The organism is Streptomyces sp. NPDC057963, from assembly GCF_042887155.1.
Taxonomy (GTDB): Bacteria; Actinomycetota; Actinomycetes; order Streptomycetales; family Streptomycetaceae; genus Streptomyces.
In genome coordinates, this window is the sequence record NZ_JBHVPX010000010.1 from 289318 (window position 1) to 307395 (window position 18078).

Consider the following 18078-nt stretch of genomic DNA (forward strand, 5'->3'; position numbering starts at 1 on the left):
GGACCGGCCCGTTCAGTCGCCCGGTCGCCAGTCCGGGCGGCGGCCGCTCATGGCGACGGTCCGGTCGACGAGGGACGCGTCGGCCGGGACCGGGACCGGCCGGCCGAAGATGCGCTCGGACCGGGGGACGGCGTCGTTCGGCGTCAGCATGGCCAGCGAGACGCGAAGGCCCGCCTCGTCCGCCTCGTACGTCTGGCCGGTCGATCGTGCCAGGTCCCAGCCGTGGATCACCAGTTCGTCCAGCACGACCACCGCGGCCACCTCGCCCGGCATGTCGACACCGCCCGCCCTGGTCATTCCCTGTCGGGCGGCAGGATCGCGCCAGGCCGTCACCAGCTCGTCGAGCAGCGGCGGCAGCGTTTCGCGCCAGTCGCCGGCGAGGACCGGAAGGGTGGAGTCCGGGGCGGTGTCGGTCGTCGGACCGAAGCTCTTCCGCGCGGCGTCGCGGAAGGCCGCGCTCAGTCCGGCCACATGGGCGAGGAGCTCCCGGACCGTGTAGTCGGGGCAGGGCGTCGGGCCCGCCAGCCGCTGCTCGTCGATGCCGTCGAGCAGGCCCGTGATCTGCCGGGCCGCGGGCTCCAGATCGATCGTGTGTGTTGTCTCCGTGTGCGTGTCCATACAGTTCAGACCGCTCCGGCGCCCGGAACTCATCGCTCATCGCACGACGCGTCCCCCAAGGGCGATCCGGCTCGCGAACGCCGCGCCCCGCGCCGCCATCCGGTCCAGCGGCGCGAACGGTACGGCGGGTTCGCCGTCGATCCGGAACATCCTGTTCCGCGCTCCGGCAGCGAGACCCGGCCCCACGGCACCGGCCGACCGCACGCCACCCCGCGTACCGCGCCCGTGGATCACCGGCGTCCGATCGCCTGCGCACACCGGCACATTGCGGAACGTTCCGCTCCACCCTCTTGTCGTCGACCCCCACGCCATGCGATACAGGTCTGGACCATTGCCCGCCGGATGGAAGGCACGACCGTGCAACGCCCCCACGCAACCGCCGCGTTGGCCTGTTCCGCCGCTCTGCTCCTCGCCGCGCTCACCGCCTGCGGCTCCGCCCCCGAGGCCGACACCCGCAAACCCACGGCGCCGGGCCATGTGACGGCGCAGGCCAGCAGCGCGACCTCGGTGCACGTCATGTGGGAACAGGCCTCCGACAACAAGGCGGTCACCGGCTACGAGGTCTACCGCGGGGGCGAGAGGGTCAGGACGGTCCCGGCGGCCAAGGTGATGATCGACGTCGACGGGCTGACCGCCTCGACCGCGTACACCTTCACCGTCCGGGCCCGTGACGCCGCCGGGAACCTCTCCGGGCCGAGCGCCGCCGCGACCGTCACCACACCCGCCCCCACCCCCACCGACCACGAGCCGCCGACGCGTCCGGTGAAACTGCGCGGCGCGGCGGACGGCAGCCGGGCCGCGAACCTCTCCTGGGGCGGCTCCACGGACGACGTCGGCGTCACCTCGTACGACATCTACCAGGAGGGCTCCCGGATCCACAGCGTGCCCGGCACCCGGACCACGGCGCATCTGACCGGTCTGCGCCCCGGTACCGTCTACACCTTCACCGTCCGCGCCCGCGACGCCGCCGACACCTCCTCGCCGGACAGCAACGCCCTGGATCTCACCACCGCGTCCGCACCGGGCGCACCCGCCGGCACCGCCCCCACCGACCTGCGGATCACCAACCGCGTCCAGGGCAAGGAGTACGCCGTCGACCTGGACTGGAAGCAGCCCGAGACGGGCGGGGAGATCCCCGCGTACCAGCTCTTCATGGACGGCCGGCTGACCACCACGATCGTGTGGGGCTCCACCCCGCCCACGGGCCGGGCGGGTTACCGGCTCACCGTCGCCGACCCGCGCGGCACCCGCTACTCGATGAAGATCCGCGCCAAGCTGCCGGACGGTAAGTGGGGAGACTTCTCCGCCCAGCGCACGGTCGTCCTCGGCGACTGAGCCTGCGCAGGGTCCGTCGGCGCAGGGGCACTGTCCCGGACGGGCTCAGCCGGTGACGCGGACGGTCTCCACCCATGCCGGGGGCTGCGGGGCGGCCGGGCCGATGAGCGCCGCCACCAGCCGGCAGGAGGGGGCCTCCTCCGGCCAGGGCGTGTAGCCGTCGGTGAGCACGACCACGATGTTCGGCCGGTCCCGCGCCGCGAGCGCGGCGGCGATACCCACGCGCATGTCGGTGCCGCCGCCCCCGCCCAGGGTGATCTGCGCGGCGGCCGTCACCCGGGACACGCTGCGCACATCGGCGTCGCAGGCCAGCACGGTGACGCGGTTGCCCCGGATGCCCACCTCCCGCAGCACCCCGGTGACCTCCGCCAGCGCCGAGGCGAGCTCCTCGTCACCCATCGACCCCGAGGTGTCGATGACGACGGCCACCCGGGGCAGCGGACGGCGCAGGCTGGGCAGCACGACGCCCTGGAGCGCCGCGCTGCGGCGGGACGGCCGGCGATAGGTGTAGTCGATCGCTCCGGCGGCCCAGGCGGCCGCCTCCCGGACGGCGCCCGCGAGCGCCTGCCGCCAGTCGACCGTGGGCTCCATGATCTGGTCCGCCCAGCGCTCCCAGCCCGCCGGAAGGGTGCCCCGGCTGCGCCGGTGCGCGCGCATCGCCTCCGCGGTGTGGCGCCGCAGCGCCTCGGCCTCCACCGGACCCAGGCGGTTCGGCCCGTCCTCCCCGGTCAGCTCCCAGGGCACCGGTTGTCCATGGGCGCCGGACCCGCAGTCGTGCGGGGGCGGACCCGGCGGCAGATGGGGGAGGTACGCCTCGAAGAGCTGCCCGGTCGGCAGGCCGAAGAGCCGCGGCTCCATCCGTCCGGCCGGCAGGGGCAGCCCGTCGGCGATGAGGTCGTCGTTGATCTCGCAGTCCTGGGCGACATTGACGCGGTGCGGGTCGCGCTGGTCGGCGGCGGGCAGCCGTCCGGCGCGCCCGTGGTGGTCGCGCAGCAGATGCGCCACCTCGTGCACCCACACCGCGGCGAGTTCCGCCACCGGCGTCGCGTCGACGAAGGCGGGGGACACATAGCAGCGCCAGTGCCGGTCCACGCCCATCGTCGGCACGCCGGTGCTCGCCACCACCGACAGCGCGTACAGCGCCGAGGCCAGATAGGGCCGGCCGGTCGCCGCCCGGTAGCGGGCGGCGAGCAGCTTGGTCATGTCCAACTGGGGCCGCCCCGGGGCGGTTTCCGGTTCCGGCACCGACGTGTCCGCCTCAGCCGATCTGCGGCAGGGCGCCGGACAGCTGCAGCAGCTCCAGGAAGGCGTCGATGCCCTCCGGCACCGACCAGTCGGTGTCCCGCATCGCCGCCAGATCCACCGCCGCCCTCGCCGCCACATCGGGCACACCCGCGTCGACGGCCTTCGCCAGCACCGTCCAGCCCGCCTCCCAGCGGCGCCTGGTGAGATCGCCCTGGACGGCCGCGACGACGGCGATGAGGAAGGCCAGTTGCCGGTCGCCGCGTTCGGGCAGGGCGAACGCGGCGGGGTTCGCCAGTACGCGATCGGGGTCGGGCAGGTCGAGGTTCTCCAGGTAGGACAGCAGCTCGATGCCCGCGCCGTCCCCCACGGCCCCGGTCAGCGCGGCGGCCACGGCCTCCCGCCCGGCGCCCGTCGCGTACCCGGTGGCGAGCAGCCGCAGTGCCATGTCCCAGGCCCGCGGGGACGGCCAGGCCCGGCCCCGGCTCTCCGCGTCGGCCGGGATGTGGTGGACGAGCCCCGGCCGCGCGGTCAGAAAGCCGGAGACCGCGCCGCGGGCCCGCGCCGCCGCTCCCGGAACCCGGGCGGCGTCGACGACCGGCACGGCCACCTCGGGCCACGTACCGGCCATACCGCGCGCGACGGTGCGCGGGTCGTGCGTCCACTGGAGGTGTACGAAACGGTTGGCGAGCGGTGGGCTGAGGTGCCAGCCGTCCGCCGCGCTCGACGGCGGATTCGCCGCCGCCACGATGCGTACGGACTCCGGCAACGTCAGGCTGCCCACGCGGCGTTCGAGCACGACGCGCAACAGCGCCGCCTGCACGGCCGGGGGAGCGGAGGACAACTCGTCGAAGAACAACAGCCCCCGGCCGGTGCGCGCGAGCCGGACCGCCCAGTCCGGCGGGGCCATCGGCACCCCGGTCACGGCCGGGTCGTCACCGACGACCGGCAGCCCCGCGAAGTCGGAGGGCTCGTGCACACTGGCGATGACCGTCTCGAGACCGAGGCCGAGCCCGGCGGCGAGCTGCTCCATGCCGGCCGACTTGCCGATGCCCGGCTCACCCCAGAGCAGCACCGGCTGATTCGCCGTCACCGCCAGTGCCAGCGCCTCCAGTTGCGGATTGGCGGCGGCTTCGGTCCGCGAGGTCCGCAGCCTGCGGTTCAGCTCGTCGGCGGCGTCCAGCGGTCCCGGTGCGGCGGCCGGAGGCTGCGGTACGGGAGGCTGTTCCGGTGCGGCGGGAGGCCGCGGTGCGGGCGCCGGTCCCGGTGTGCCGGGGGCGATGGTGCTCACCCGTCCTCATCCTCCTCGTACTGGTCGTCCTTCTCTTCTTCCCACTCGTCCCACCATTCGGCCCCGATGTCCGGATGCTCCTTCTCCACCCGTTCCCTGAGGAAGGCCAGATCCGTCCGCCGGTACTTGCGGATCACCTGGCCCAGCGAGAGTTCCATCGGGTCGACGACATCGATCCGCGCCCCGGCGTCGATCAGCGCCGTCACGAGTTCCGCCGAACCGCCGTCGCCGACCGCCACACAGAGCGGGGTGCGTTGCCGGTGGTCCAGGGCCTCCAGGTCGAGACCGGCCGCCAGGAGCCGGGGCAGCAGGGGCTCGTGGTCGAGGAGGTGCAGCACATGGAGCAGGCTGCGCTGCCCGCCGTCCCGCACCCGGGGGTCGACGCCCGCGTCCAGGAGTTCCAGGACCCCCGGTGTGTCCCCGTGCTGGGCGCGCAGAAACAGCTCCCGCAGTTGCACCCGCAGGGCCTTGGGCAGCCGGCCGGTGCCGGAGGTGCAGGTGTGCTCCACGGCGAAGCAGCCGGTGACGGCGCCGCCGAAGGCCCGCAGCGCGTTCTCGCGCGCTCGCTCCTGCGGGCTGTGCGGGGAGCCGAGTTCTCCGTCGCGGAAGACGACCTCGTGCCATTCACCACGGCACCTGACCCGCACCGGCGCGGGAGGCGTCGGTCCCGGCGGCCCCGCCGCCGCGCCGAGGCCGGGGAAGAGGGACTCGGCGACCAGCGGATGCAGTTGCGCGGGCGTCAGAGCGCCGACCCGCAGCAGATCGAGGTCCGGGGGCCGCTGCCGGAGCGCCGGGGGGAGGGGGAGAACGTCCCCGGCCGCTTCCTGCTGGACGAGCCTGATCCGCAGACGTCGGTCACTGCCGCGGCCCGTGAACTCCAGCAGGACGTCGGCACGCCAGTCCTCGGCGATCCGAAGGCGCGACGCCCCGTGCAGCTCCGCGTACCGCCCGGCCTCCGACGCCAGCCGGGGAACGTCGAGTGCCAGATGGGCCAGGACTGACTCCGGCGTCGCCCGGTACCGCGACGGCGTTTCCGGCTCGGTCGGATCCAGGTCGATGCCGACCACCGCCAGCGATGCGGTCACCTGGCCCCGCTGGTACAGCAGCGTCGCCCACTCGGCGCGGGCCACCGGGTCACCGGCGCCCGGGTCCGCGTCGGGCAGTTCGTCCGCTCCGAGCGGTGTGCCGTCGGCGTGGAGGAACGGCAGCCGGTCCGCACCGCCGGCCCGTGCACGCAGTTCGTCGGTGCGGCGCGCGTCCCACAGGTAACGGCGGGCCCGCCAGTCCGTGACGCCCGGACGGAAGGCACCGGTTACGGTGCCGGCCCGCACCGCCCCGAACCGGAGCGAGATCCCCTGCGGTCCGTCGGCCATGGGCGGAGTGCGCAGGTACAGGTACGGGGCCGCGGCCCCGGGCAGCTGCGCCGTGCCGCCGTAGCCCGCCAGGACTACGGTCAGGTCGGTGGCGAGCGTCGAGCGCCCGCCCAGCACGCGCGGCAGGTGCCAGCGCACCAGGTCGGGTACCAGATGAAGGAGATCGGACTCAAGCGCTCCGGCCACGTCCGGCCCGTACCGCGCGGAGACCTCCGGCAGATCGAACGCCGCGTCGAACCGGGCCGCCGCGCAGGCACCCCGCCAGTCCCCGGCCGCGCGCCGTTCGGCGGACGCCTCGATCATCCACCGGGGCACCGCGTACCGGCGTACCTGCCGCAGGCTCGCCATCTCCTCCGGGTCGAAGAACCGGACCGCCTCGTCCGGGCTCACCGGTAGACGCTCCTGACCGCGCGCAGGTCCGCATGGGCACCGCGGTCCGGGCGCAGTCGCGCCGCGAAGGACCGCTTCACCTTGCGGGGGAGCCCGGGGCCCAGCCCCACGTACTCCAGGCACGAGTCGGCGTCGACAGCGGCGAGCAGGGTCTTCGCGCCCCGCCCGGTGAGTCCGGTGTGGCGCAGTTCCAGCCGCCGCAGCGGACTGCCGTGCAGCGCACCGGCCAGCGCGTCGGCCCCGATGTCACCGGTGACATTGGACGGGGCCCCGAGGCTGCGCTCCGAGGGCGGCCGGCCGAGATCGAGTCCTTCGATCCCGTCGAGCGCGTCGGCCAGGGCGCGCGCCCCGGCGGGCCCGATCCCGTTGCCGCCGAGGCCGAGCCGGACCGGGCGGGCGGGGTCGGCGGCGGCCGCGAGCACGGCGGCCCCCGCGTCACCGAGGTGGTTGGACGGAAGGTACAGCTCCCGCACCCCCGCGTCCCGGATCAGCGCGGCCAGCAGCGGGGCGGCCTCGGCGCCGAGGCCGTTGCCCCCGAGGAACAGCCGCTCGACGGGCCGGGACCGTCGGCTCAGCACGGCCAGCAGGGCGGTGAGGCCCTCGGCGGTGAGGCCACTGTTCACCAGGTCGAGGGTGCGCAGAACGGTGTTGCGGCGGAGCATCGGGACGAGCGCGCGGACACCGGCGTCACCCACGGGATTGCGTTTCAGCCACAGTGCCCTGACGGTGTCGTCCCCGCTCAGCGCCCCGGCGAGTGCCGTGACTCCGTCGGGTCCGATGCGATTGCAGCCGAGGTAGACCGTGCGCAGCCCGTGGCCGCCCCGGCCCAGTGCGCCGGCGACGGCCCGCGCGCCCTCGTCCCCCAGCGAGTTGGTGCCGAGCAGCACATGCGCGGCGTGCGGGGAGCCGGCGACCGCGGGCATCACCCGGGCCGCGCCCGCCGCCCCGAGTCCCTGCTTGCAGAGGTCGACCCGCCCGTCCGCCCGCAGCGCGCCGAGCGCGAAGGTCTCGTCGGTCTCGACGGGGCGCGCCGCTGCCAGCCGCTCCAGCAGCGGATCCAGCAGGGCCGCGTCGGCGAGCGGAATGTCCGGGTGCTCGATCGCGGGACAGCGCACGGGCATCGGCTGCAACATCACTACTCCCCAGGTCCCCCGCCGGTACCCGGCCAGGAGAGGGCGACCGCGTCCTCCGCCCGCTCGGGACGAACCGACGCCATCGACTCTTCTCCACGAAAAGGCGGCAAGACCGGTCGGATTCGAACCGACGTCCTCCAGCTTGATGCTAGGGCGCGACGACCTCTGCGCTACAGCCTTGCCGTACGTGATCCTAACCGCAGCGGCATCAAATTCGCACACCAGTACCGTTGTTGAAGAATGGTCTGTACCTCTTGACGAGTTGGTCCAGACCATTTAGTTTCCCCTGTGCTCCATGGCACCACGGAATCCCGCTCCCCCTCAGGACCGCCTCACCGGTCCCTGCCTCAAGGGAGAACCATGTTCGAGCACATGACCTTCAGAAGGAGAACGGCGACCGCCTCCGCCGCCGTTCTCGGACTCCTCCTCGCGCTGCTGTCCCTGCAGTCGGCACCCGCACACGCGGCGGGCAAGCTGACAGCCACCTTCACTTCCGCCGACAACGGGTCGTGGTGGAAGGGGACCTACGTCCTGCGCAACGACACCGACACCGCCGTCACGGGGTGGAGCCTCGAATTCGACCTGCCCGCCGGGGTCGCGATCGACACCTCCTACAACGGCACCGTCACCACCCAGGGCAGCCACATCACCGCGGTCAACGCCCACTACAACGGAACCGTCGCGGCGCACAGCACCACCGAGCCGTACAGCTTCTGGTTCGTGGCCACCGGTCCGATCACCGCACCGACCGGCTGCCGGGTCAACGGCGACAAGTGCGACGGCTCCGCGGACGTGCCGCCGGGCGCGCCGAGCGGGGTGAAACAGACCGACGTCACCGCCCGCACCGCCTCGCTGTCCTGGACGGCGGCCGCGGCGGGCGACTTCCCCGTGGCGTCCTACGACATCCTCGCCGGCGGCAAGGTGGTCGGCACCGCCACCGCGGCCACCACCGCGACGGTCACCGGACTGACCCCGGCCACCGCCTACTCCTTCACCGTCCGGGCCAAGGACACCCGGGGCAACACCTCCGCCGAGAGCGCCCCGCTGGCGGTCACCACCGTCGACCCGGCCACCGACACCTCCCCGCCCACCGCCCCGGGCTCGCTCCGCTCCACGGCGGCCGACTCCTCGTCCGTCACCCTGGCGTGGACCGCCGCGACGGACAACCAGCGGGTCGCCGCGTACGACATCTACCGGGGCGGCGTCCTGGCCACCACGGTGTCCGGCACGACGACCACCGCCACCATCGGCGGACTCTCCCCCTCGACCTCGTACACCTTCACCGTCAAGGCCCGTGACGCGGCGGACAACGCCTCCCCGGCCGGCAACGCGCTCACGGTGAAGACCGACGACATCGTCGGCACCGGCAACTACGCCAAGGTCGGCTACTTCGTCCAGTGGGGCATCTACGGCCGCCAGTACTTCGTCAAGAACCTCCAGGACTCCGGGGCCGCGGGCAAGCTCGACATCGTCAACTACGCCTTCGCCAACATCGACCCCGCCAACCTCACCTGCCTGAACGGTGTCACCAAGGGAACCACCGCCGACCCCGAGGACCCCGAACAGGGCACCGGCGCCGGAGACGCCGACGCCGACTACGCCCGCCCGTTCAGTGCCGCCCAGTCCGTCGACGGCGTCGCGGACGACGGCTGGGGCAAACTGCGCGGCAACTTCAACCAGTTGAAGAAGCTCAAGAAGCTCCACCCCGACCTGAAGATCGTGGTCTCGCTCGGCGGCTGGACGTACTCGAAGTACTTCTCCGACGTGGCGGCCACCGACGCCTCCCGCAAGAAGTTCGTCTCCTCCTGCGTCGACATGTACATCAAGGGCAACCTGCCCGAGTACAGCGGCGCGGGCGGCCCCGGTACCGCGGCCGGCATCTTCGACGGCTTCGACATCGACTGGGAATGGCCGGGCACGGGCACCGGGCACCCCGGCAACCACTACTCACCGAACGACAAGGACAACCTGACCCTGCTGCTCGCCGAGTTCCGCAAGCAGATGGACGCCCTCGGCGGCGGCCACCGCCTCCTCACCGCCTTCACCCCCGCCGACCCGCAGAAGATCGGCGACGGATGGGACCTGGGCAAGGTCTTCGACTCCCTCGACGTGGCCAACGTCCAGGGCTACGACTTCCACGGCTCCGGCAGCGACAACTCCTGGGAACCCGACCGCACCGGCCATCAGGCCAACCTCTACACCGACGCCCAGGACCCGTACGACTTCCACTTCAGCGCCGACGCCGCCATCAAGGCCTATACGGACGCGGGTGTCGAACCCCGCAAGCTGACCCTCGGCATCCCCTTCTACGGCCGCGGCTGGCAGAACGTCACCGACGGCGGAGCGGCGGGCGAATGGCAGTCCGCCGGAGGCGCCGCCCCCGGCCAGTTCGCGGAGGAGGCCGGCACCCGCGGCTACGCCAACCTCATCGGCGCGTACCCGACGATGACGGTCCACCACGACGAGCAGTCGGTGTCCACGTACGGCTACACCGGCAACCAGTGGTGGTCCTTCGACGACATCTGGTCCATCGGCAAGAAGACCGCATACGTGAAGGACAGGGGCCTGCTGGGGGTGATGGTCTGGGAGATGTCCGGCGACACGCCCCAGGGCACACTGCTCAACGCCCTTGACACCGGACTGAAGTAGCCGACCGCAGGCGCACGGTCCCGTGGGGGCGCACAGACTCCACGGGACCGTGACGGCTCACCCGGCCAGGACCCGACGCCGGCCGTCCAGGCACCCGGGGTGCCCGCCCGGCGGCCGGTACGGCGCTGGATCCGGGGCCGGCCGGGATGTGGGTGCGGGACATCACCGCGATCGACCCGTCGGCGGGGCCGAGCCGGGCCCGAGCCGGGCCCGAGCCGGGCCCGAGCCGGACTCAGGCCAGCTGCTCGTATGCCGGCAGGGTCAGGAAGTCCGCGTAGTCCTGGTCCAGGGAGACCTGGAGGAGGAGGTCGTGGGCCTGCTGCCACCTGCCGGACGCGAACGCCTCGTCGCCGGTCTCGGCGCGGATCGCGGCGAGTTCCTCGGCGGCGACCTTGCGGGCCAGGTCCGCGGTGGCGTGTTCGCCGTTCTCGAAGACCACGTCCGCGTTGATCCACTGCCAGATCTGCGAGCGCGAGATCTCCGCGGTGGCCGCGTCCTCCATCAGGTTGAAGATGGCGACCGCGCCCATGCCGCGCAGCCACGCCTCGATGTAGCGGATGCCGACCGCGACGGCGTTGCGCAGGCCGTCGTACGTGGGCTTGGCGTCGAGGGTGTCGATGGCGATCAGGTCACCCGCGGCCACCGAGACGTCCTCGCGCAGGCGTTCCTTCTGGTTCGGCCTCTCGCCGAGGACCGCGTCGAAGGAGGCCATGGCGATCGGGACCAGGTCCGGGTGGGCGACCCAGGAGCCGTCGAAGCCGTCGTGGGCCTCGCGGTCCTTGTCGGCCTTGACCTTCTCGAAGGCGACCTTGTTGACCTCGGCGTCGCGGCGGGACGGGATGAAGGCCGCCATGCCGCCGATGGCGTGCGCGCCGCGCTTGTGGCAGGTCCGGACGAGGAGTTCGGTGTACGCGCGCATGAACGGGGCGGTCATCGTCACCGCGTTGCGGTCCGGGAGGACGAACTTGGCGCCGCCGTCGCGGAAGTTCTTGACGATGGAGAAGAGGTAGTCCCAACGGCCCGCGTTCAGCCCGGAGGCGTGGTCGCGGAGTTCGTAGAGGATCTCCTCCATCTCGTACGCGGCGGTGATCGTCTCGATGAGGACGGTCGCGCGGACCGTGCCCTGCGGGATGCCGGCGTAGTCCTGGGCGAAGACGAAGATGTCGTTCCAGAGGCGGGCCTCCAGGTGCGACTCCGTCTTCGGGAGGTAGAAGTACGGGCCCTTGCCGAGGTCGATGAGGCGCTGGGCGTTGTGGAAGAAGTAGAGGCCGAAGTCGACCAGCGCGCCCGGCACCGGGGTGCCGTCGAGCTGGAGGTGGCGCTCGTTCAGATGCCAGCCGCGGGGGCGGGTGACGACCGTGGCGAGCTCGTCGGCCGGCTTCAGGGCGTACGACTTGCCCGACCGGGAGTCCGTGAAATCGATGGTGCGGGTGTAGGCGTCGATCAGATTGAGCTGGCCGAGGACGACGTTCTCCCACGTGGGGGCGGACGCGTCCTCGAAGTCGGCGAGCCAGACCCTGGCGCCCGAGTTGAGGGCGTTGATGGTCATCTTGCGGTCGGTCGGGCCGGTGATCTCCACCCGGCGGTCGTTGAGCGCGGCCGGGGCCGGTGCGACCTTCCAGGAGTCGTCCGCGCGGATCGCCGCCGTCTCGGGAAGGAAGTCAAGTGTGGAGGTACGGGCGATCTCGGCGCGGCGCTCGCCCCGGCGGGCGAGCAGCTCGTCACGGCGGGGCGTGAACTGCCGGTGCAGCTCGGCCACGAACGCGAGAGCCGCGTCGGTCAGGACCTCGTCCTGCCGGGGCAGGGGCTCGGCATCGACGATGGCCAGCGGGGACGGCGCTGGTGCGGACATGAGCTGTCACTCCTTCAGCGGGCGGTGCGGGCGGCGTCTCACAGTCGCCGGATCGCCTGAAGCGGCACGGCGTGCCAGGACTCCGGGATACGGCCGTGGTCGCCGTCTGAGAGGCAGAGGGCTTCTGACCAGTGGATAGTAGTTTCCTCATGGTGGAAGTTCAATGGTTTGTTGATGTCGAGATTCTCCGGGTCGACACACGTGGGACGGCGTCGGCGCGGCGTGCCGGTCCGCTCACTCAAGGCGCTTCAGGTCCTCCACCGTGTCGATGTCGTACGCCTGAGCCACATCGGAACACTCGACGAGCGTGATCGCATCGCGGTGGGTCCGCAGATACGCCCGAGCGCCCTGGTCGCCGACCGCTCCGGCCGCGACGTCCGCCCACCGTCCGGCCCCGAACAGCACCGGATGGCCGCGCTCACCGCGGTACGAGGCGGCCACGAGGCTCGTCCGGGAGCGGTACGCCGATCGCACCCTCGCCACCGCGTCCGCGCCGATGCCCGGCTGGTCGACGAGGAGGACGAGCGCCGCGTCCGCCCCCGTACCGGCCAGCGCCCCGAGCCCCGCCCGCAGCGACGAGCCCATGCCCTCGGTCCACCCGGGGTTGACGGTCACCGCGCAGCCGACGAGGTCGGCGCGGGCGCGTACCTCCTCGGCCGCGGCGCCCAGGACCACGTGCACCCGGTCGCAGCCGCCCTCCCGCAGGATCCGTACCGCGTGCTCCACCAGCGGCCGGCCGCGGTGTTCGAGCAGTGCCTTGGGCCGCCCGCCGAGTCGCCGTCCGCCGCCCGCGGCGAGCAGCAGCCCGGCGACCACCGGGGTCCGTGTCGTTCGAGTCATGCGGACTGGATACCCCGGGCGCACCCGCTTCGCGCAAGCGGACGGCGGCGGCGCGGTCACGGATGGGCGGGTGACCCCGTCCATTGAGCGACCATGCGCATCACCCGTACGGGACCCCCGAATTCCGCCCGCGGAGTGGCGCTCGGCACCTTTCATGGCGTTAACTTGCGGGCATCCCCGGACACTTGACCACAGACGGGGACCCGGTCGGAACACCTGCACAAGGACGTGCGAGGGGGAGTGCTTTGTTGCGAAGCGTGGGGCAGACGCGGGTGACCAGCAGTGGCGAGGATCCGAGGGTCGCGGAGCTGCGCACGGCCGTCTCCCGGCTCCGCCGTGAGCTGGCGGGGCATCCCGGGGAGTTCCCGGACCGAGGGATCGCCGAGGACGAACTGGCCGCGCTGGACGCGATGGCGATCAGCGGCGCACCCGAGATTCCCCGGCTGCGCCGTTCGCTGCTGCTGATCGCGGGGGCGATCGGCTCGGTCAGCGCGCTGGCCTCCGCGCTCAGGGACGTACGCGTCGCCGTGGACCTCTTCGGCGAGCCGCCGCGCCCCTGACGTACGACGCCCCGGATCAGCGGCGGATCAGCCGGCGGGCCGTCGCCGCCGCGACCGCCGAGGTACGGGAGTCCACGCCCAGCTTCGCGTAGATGTGCACCAGGTGGGACTTCACCGTCGCCTGGCTGAGGAAGAGCCTCTTGCTGATCTGCAGGTTCGACAGGCCCTCGCCGACCAGCTGCAGGACTTCCAGCTCACGCTTGGTCAGGGCCTGCCTCGGGGTCCGCATGCGGTCCATCAGCCGGTGCGCGACGGCCGGCGCGAGCGCCGAACGGCCGGTCGCGGCGGTGCGCACCGCCGCCGCCAGCTCCTCCGGCGGGGCGTCCTTCAGCAGATAGCCGGCGGCGCCCGCTTCGACCGCGGCCAGGATGTCCGCGTCCGAGTCGTACGTGGTGAGGATCAGGACGCGGGGCGCGCCCGCCTCAGCGGTGATGGCCGCGGTGGCCCGGGAGCCGTGCATTCCCGCGCCGAACTGCAGGTCCATGAGGACGACGTCGAACTCCCCGGTCGCGGCGAGCGCGACGGCCCGTTCGGCGGTGGCCGCCTCGGCGACCACGCGGAAGTCGGGTTCGGCGTCCAGAACGGCCCGCAGCCCCGCCCGCACCACCGGATGGTCGTCGGCGAGCAGCAGCCTGATCGGGGCGGGGGCGGGGGGTGTCATGCGGCATCCAGTCCTGTCCGGCCGTCGGGGAGGGGGAGCGGGAGGGTGAGGGCGACGGCCGTGCCCTGACCGGGCGCCGACTCGACACTGAGCGTGCCGCCCAGCGAACGGGCCCGGGAGCGCATCGCGGGGAGCCCGAAGCCGCCGGTACCGGTGTCCGCGGCGACCGGCCCACCGTCCCCCGGGACGAAACCGAGGCCGTCGTCGACGACATCCAGGGAAACCGACGTCTCCATGAAGCTGAGTGTGATCTCCGCACGCCCCGCCTCCGCGTGCCGCACCGTGTTGGCCAGCGCCGACTGGGCGATGCGCAACAACGCCACCTCGTACGGAGTGGGCAGCTCCACCGGTGAGCCGCTGACCGCGAACCGCACGGTGAGGCCGGGGCCCGTGGTGCGGGCCGAGAGGCGTTCCAGGGCGGCCGCCAGGGAGCCGTTCTCCAGGTCGGGCGGGGACAGGGCGCGGACGAAGCGGCGGGCCTCGGCGAGGTTGTCCTGCGCGGCCTCGCGGGCCCGGCGCACGTGCGCGGTGGCGGGAGCACCGGTGGGCAGGGTGCGTTCGGCGGCGCGCAGCAGCAACTGGATGCTGGACAGGCCCTGGGCCAGGGTGTCGTGGATCTCGCGGGCCAGCCGCTCGCGTTCGGCGAGCGTGCCGGCCGAACGTTCCGCCTCGGCCAGCTCCGCCCGGGTCGACATCAGCTCCTCGATGAGCTCGCGGCGCCGTTCGCTCTCCCGGAACAGCGCCTGGTACCCGAGGACCGTCGCGACCGCGACCGCCGCGCCGAGCAGCGGGCCGATGAAGGCACCGGGGGTGACGGCCCGGCCGTGCAGAACGAAGGCGGCGATGGCGGCGGCGGCGGTGACCGCGACGGCCGGCAGGGCCCAGCGCGTCGGCAGCAGATGCAACTGGAGGAAGTAGAGCGGGAAGGCCACCCACAGGGCCTCGGGCGACAGGACGAGCAGCACCAGCCAGACGGCGCCCAGCAGTGCCAGCCACAGGGCGGCGGCGCGGTTGTGCGGCTGGACGGCGGGGGCGAGCGCGCCCGCCGCGTACGCCCCCGCCATCACACAGGCGACCACGGTGACGGCGGTGGCGTGCGGTGCGCTGTCACCGACGGCCCGTACCGCCGCGAGCGCGAGCAGTCCCACCAGCAGCGCGTGCAGACAGATCCGCAGCGCGGCGACGACGGGGGGATGGGCACGTGAATCCATGATTCGTCCAGCGTAGACGGGCGGTGCCCGCTTCCGGTCAATCGAAAGGTTGATGCCGGGCCCCACCGCCGAGCGATGTTTCCGCAGGTCCGCGCGGCCAGGCTGGAGCCATGTTCGTCGCATGGAGAGATCTCCGGTTCGCCAAGGGCCGGTTCGCGCTCATGGGCTCGGTCGTGGTGCTGATCACGCTGCTCGTGGGTCTACTGTCCGGTCTCACGGCCGGTCTGGCCCGGGAGAACACCTCGGCCGTCACGGGGCTGAACGCCGACCACCTCGCGTTCGCCGCCCCGCCCGACGGCCGGTCGGTGTCCTTCACCGATTCGACCGTCGAGGAGAAAGCCTGGCGGAGCTGGGCGAAGCAGCCCGGCGTGCGGGACGCGGAGCCGCTCGGCATCCGTACGCTCAACGCCGCCACTGTCGAGGGGAAGCGCACGGCCGCGGTCTCGGCGTTCGGTGTTCGGCCGGGCGGGCGCCTGGCCCCCGCCGGGGGAGCGCCGGTCGGCGCGGGGAAGGTGGTGCTGTCCGAACAGGCCGCCGACGACCTGGGGGCCGGGGCCGGGGACCGGCTGCGGCTCGGCGGCACCGAGGTCACCGTCGCTTCGGTCGCGGCAGACGCCTCGTACAGCCACACGCCGGTCGTGTGGACCTCGCTGGACGACTGGCAACGATTCGGCGGGGCCGACGGCGACCCGGCGCGGCACGCCACGGTGATCGCCCTGACCACCGCCGACGGCGCCGATGTCGCCGCGGGCGACAGAGCGGCGGGCACCCGCACGCTCTCCCTCGCGGACTCCCTCACCGCGATCGGCTCCTACCAGGCCGAGAACGGCTCGCTCCAGCTGATGCGCGGCTTCCTCTTCGCCATTTCGGCCCTGGTCATCGGCGCGTTCTTCACCGTCTGGACGATCCAGCGCAGTGGTGATGTCGCCGTCCTCAAGGCACTCGGCGCCTCCACCCCGTATCTGCTGCGCGACGCGCTCGGGCAGGCCGTCGTGATGCTCGCCGCCGGCACGGGGGTGGGCACCGCGCTGGCCTCGGGCGCCGGCGCGGTGATCAGCGGCGGTGCCGTGCCGTTCGTCCTCGACGCGACGACCGTCCTGGTCCCGGCTGCCGTGATGATCGTCCTCGGTGCCGTCGGGGCGGCCCTGTCCATCCGGCGGATCACCGCCGTCGACCCGCTCACCGCACTCGGGAGTGCCCGATGACCCTCACCCTCGCCGATGTCACCCTCACCTATCCCGACGGCGACGGCCGGCTCACCGCGCTGGACCGGGTCTCGCTGGAGGTGCCCGCCGGTTCCCTCACCGCGGTCGTCGGGCCGTCCGGCTCCGGCAAGTCCAGCCTGCTGGCGGTGGCCGCGACCCTGGTCACCGCCGACGAGGGCCGGGTCGTCGTCGCCGGCAGGGACACCGCGGGGCTCGGCCGTGCAGAGAAGGCCGAGCTGCGGCGCGAACGCGTCGGGATCGTCTTCCAGCAGCCCAACCTGCTGCCGTCCCTCACCGCGGCCGAACAGCTTCAGGTGATGACCCATCTGTCGGGCGGCGCCGTGCGCGGCGCCCGCGGCCGGGCGCTGGAGCTGCTGGAGGCGGTCGGCCTCGCGGACAAGGCCGGCCGCAGGCCCCATCAGCTGTCGGGCGGACAGCGCCAGCGGGTCAACATCGCGCGGGCGCTGATGAATGATCCGGCGGTGCTGCTCGTCGACGAACCGACCAGCGCGCTCGACCACGAGCGCGGGGCGGCCGTCCTCGACCTGCTGGTCGCACTGACCCGGCAGCGCTCGACGGCGACGGTGATGGTCACGCACGACCGGGCCCATCTGGAGCGTGCGGACCGCACGGTCATGATGGACGACGGACGCCTGACGGCCCCCGCACCGGCCTGAGGCGGTCGGGGCCCCGACGGCACGGGGCCCCGGCGCCTCAGCCGGTGGAACCGCTGCCGGCCAGCGTGTCGGACAGCTCTCTCGCGGCCTGCTGCAGGATCGGTACGATCCGCTCCGTCGCCGCCTCCGTCACCCGGCCCGCCGGGCCCGAGATCGAAATCGCGGCCGAGGTGGGCGAGTCGGGAACGGAGACCGCCAGGCAGCGCACCCCGACCTCCTGCTCGTTGTCGTCGATCGCGTAGCCGGCCCTGCGGACCTGCTCCAGCGCGTCGAGGAAGTCGTCCGGGGTGGTGATCGTCTTCTCGGTGGCGGCCGGCATTCCGGTACGGGCGAGCAGCGCCCGTACCTCTTCCGGGGGCGTGTGCGCCAGCAGTGCCTTGCCGACGCCCGTGGAGTGGGGGAGCACCCGGCGGCCCACCTCGGTGAACATGCGCATCGAGTGCTTGGACGGCACCTGCGCCACGTACACGACCTCGTCGCCGTCGAGCAGCGCCATGTTCGCGGTCTCGCCGGTCTCCTCGACCAGGCGCGCGAGGTACGGGCGGGCCCAGGTGCCGAGCAGCCGGGAGGCGGACTCGCCGAGCCGGATCAGCCGCGGGCCGAGCGCGTAGCGGCGGTTCGGCTGCTGGCGCACGTACCCGCAGACCACCAGCGTGCGCATCAGGCGGTGGATGGTGGGCAGCGGAAGCCCGCTGCTCGCGGAGAGTTCACTCAGCCCGACCTCGCCCCCGGCGTCCGCCATCCGCTCCAGCAGATCGAAGGCGCGCTCAAGGGACTGCACACCACCACTGGACGCGGCGGGCTTGGAGTCGGATGTGCTGGCGTGGGACGGCGGCACGTCAACGGTCCTTTCGAGGCGTAAGGGCAAGTCAGCAGAGTACCGGGCGCTTTCGGATCGGCCCACTGCTCAGGGTGCGGCGTCCTGGCCGGTCAGAGCCCCTTTGTCCCGGTGTCCGCAGTCGGCGGGCCGGTTCCGCGGTGCCGCACTGGTCCCATGCTACGTTCCGCTCTTCGAAATTTGTCTTTTACTTTGTGGAAACC

General features: G+C 72.9%; 15 protein-coding genes. 5 read left to right on the top strand and 10 right to left on the bottom strand.

From position 1 onward, the window contains the following. Positions 1-12 precede the first annotated feature (12 nt). A complete protein-coding gene (locus ACFVT1_RS24395) occupies positions 13-618 on the bottom strand; it encodes a TIGR03086 family metal-binding protein (RefSeq protein WP_389798987.1) in 606 nt (201 codons plus the stop codon). Positions 619-960: 342 nt separating this feature from the next. Here ACFVT1_RS24395 and ACFVT1_RS24400 point away from each other — a divergent pair, with 342 nt between their 5' ends. Further along, on the top strand, positions 961-1953 hold the full coding sequence (locus tag ACFVT1_RS24400; protein WP_389798990.1) for a fibronectin type III domain-containing protein: 993 nt from the start codon (positions 961-963) through the stop codon (positions 1951-1953). Between the two features lie 45 nt (positions 1954-1998). Here ACFVT1_RS24400 and ACFVT1_RS24405 read toward each other — a convergent pair whose 3' ends face one another. The 4 genes from ACFVT1_RS24405 to ACFVT1_RS24420 are packed head-to-tail and all read right to left on the bottom strand — an operon-like array spanning position 1999 to position 7382. Beyond that, positions 1999-3156 carry a VWA-like domain-containing protein gene (locus ACFVT1_RS24405; protein ID WP_389799125.1) on the bottom strand — a complete coding sequence of 386 codons (1158 nt, stop codon included), beginning with the start codon at positions 3154-3156 and terminating at the stop codon, positions 1999-2001. A 55-nt stretch (positions 3157-3211) separates the two neighbouring features. Then, positions 3212-4486, bottom strand: coding sequence for a sigma 54-interacting transcriptional regulator (locus ACFVT1_RS24410; protein ID WP_389798992.1), 1275 nt, complete (start codon positions 4484-4486; stop codon positions 3212-3214). Then, positions 4483-6249, bottom strand: a complete 1767-nt coding sequence (locus ACFVT1_RS24415; protein ID WP_389798994.1) for an ankyrin repeat domain-containing protein — start codon at positions 6247-6249, stop codon at positions 4483-4485. The genes ACFVT1_RS24410 and ACFVT1_RS24415 overlap by 4 nt, the downstream gene beginning before the upstream one ends. Further along, positions 6246-7382, bottom strand: coding sequence for a gala protein (locus ACFVT1_RS24420; RefSeq protein WP_389798996.1), 1137 nt, complete (start codon positions 7380-7382; stop codon positions 6246-6248). The genes ACFVT1_RS24415 and ACFVT1_RS24420 overlap by 4 nt, the downstream gene beginning before the upstream one ends. A gap of 360 nt (positions 7383-7742) precedes the next feature. On the opposite strand from ACFVT1_RS24420, the gene ACFVT1_RS24425 reads away from it, so the two are divergent. Continuing rightward, a complete protein-coding gene (locus ACFVT1_RS24425; protein WP_389798998.1) occupies positions 7743-10031 on the top strand; it encodes a glycosyl hydrolase family 18 protein in 2289 nt (762 codons plus the stop codon). Positions 10032-10263: 232 nt separating this feature from the next. On the opposite strand, the gene aceB is transcribed toward ACFVT1_RS24425, so the two are convergent. Further along, positions 10264-11883 carry a malate synthase A gene (gene aceB / locus ACFVT1_RS24430; RefSeq protein WP_389799000.1) on the bottom strand — a complete coding sequence of 540 codons (1620 nt, stop codon included), beginning with the start codon at positions 11881-11883 and terminating at the stop codon, positions 10264-10266. 234 nt (positions 11884-12117) lie between these two features. Further along, complete coding sequence (locus tag ACFVT1_RS24435) at positions 12118-12723, bottom strand: NTP transferase domain-containing protein (RefSeq protein ID WP_389799002.1); 606 nt, start codon at positions 12721-12723, stop codon at positions 12118-12120. A gap of 257 nt (positions 12724-12980) precedes the next feature. Between ACFVT1_RS24435 and ACFVT1_RS24440 the strand changes: the two genes are divergently transcribed. Continuing rightward, the gene (locus ACFVT1_RS24440) at positions 12981-13283 is read left to right on the top strand and encodes a DUF5955 family protein (RefSeq protein ID WP_362197384.1); all 303 of its coding nucleotides are present in this window, start codon (positions 12981-12983) and stop codon (positions 13281-13283) included. Between the two features lie 16 nt (positions 13284-13299). Here ACFVT1_RS24440 and ACFVT1_RS24445 read toward each other — a convergent pair whose 3' ends face one another. After that, positions 13300-13944, bottom strand: a complete 645-nt coding sequence (locus ACFVT1_RS24445; RefSeq protein ID WP_389799005.1) for a response regulator — start codon at positions 13942-13944, stop codon at positions 13300-13302. Next, entirely contained in the window at positions 13941-15155 is a 1215-nt protein-coding gene (locus ACFVT1_RS24450; RefSeq protein WP_389799007.1) for a sensor histidine kinase, read from the bottom strand. Before ACFVT1_RS24450 ends, ACFVT1_RS24445 begins: the two co-directional genes overlap by 4 nt. A 110-nt stretch (positions 15156-15265) precedes the next feature. On the opposite strand from ACFVT1_RS24450, the gene ACFVT1_RS24455 reads away from it, so the two are divergent. After that, positions 15266-16360: an ABC transporter permease gene (locus ACFVT1_RS24455; protein ID WP_389799010.1), complete on the top strand. Its 1095-nt coding sequence runs from the start codon at positions 15266-15268 to the stop codon at positions 16358-16360. Then, positions 16357-17037 carry an ABC transporter ATP-binding protein gene (locus ACFVT1_RS24460; protein WP_389799013.1) on the top strand — a complete coding sequence of 227 codons (681 nt, stop codon included), beginning with the start codon at positions 16357-16359 and terminating at the stop codon, positions 17035-17037. Before ACFVT1_RS24455 ends, ACFVT1_RS24460 begins: the two co-directional genes overlap by 4 nt. A 37-nt stretch (positions 17038-17074) precedes the next feature. Here ACFVT1_RS24460 and ACFVT1_RS24465 read toward each other — a convergent pair whose 3' ends face one another. Beyond that, positions 17075-17875, bottom strand: a complete 801-nt coding sequence (locus tag ACFVT1_RS24465; protein ID WP_389799014.1) for an IclR family transcriptional regulator — start codon at positions 17873-17875, stop codon at positions 17075-17077. Between the last annotated feature and the right edge of the window lie 203 nt (positions 17876-18078).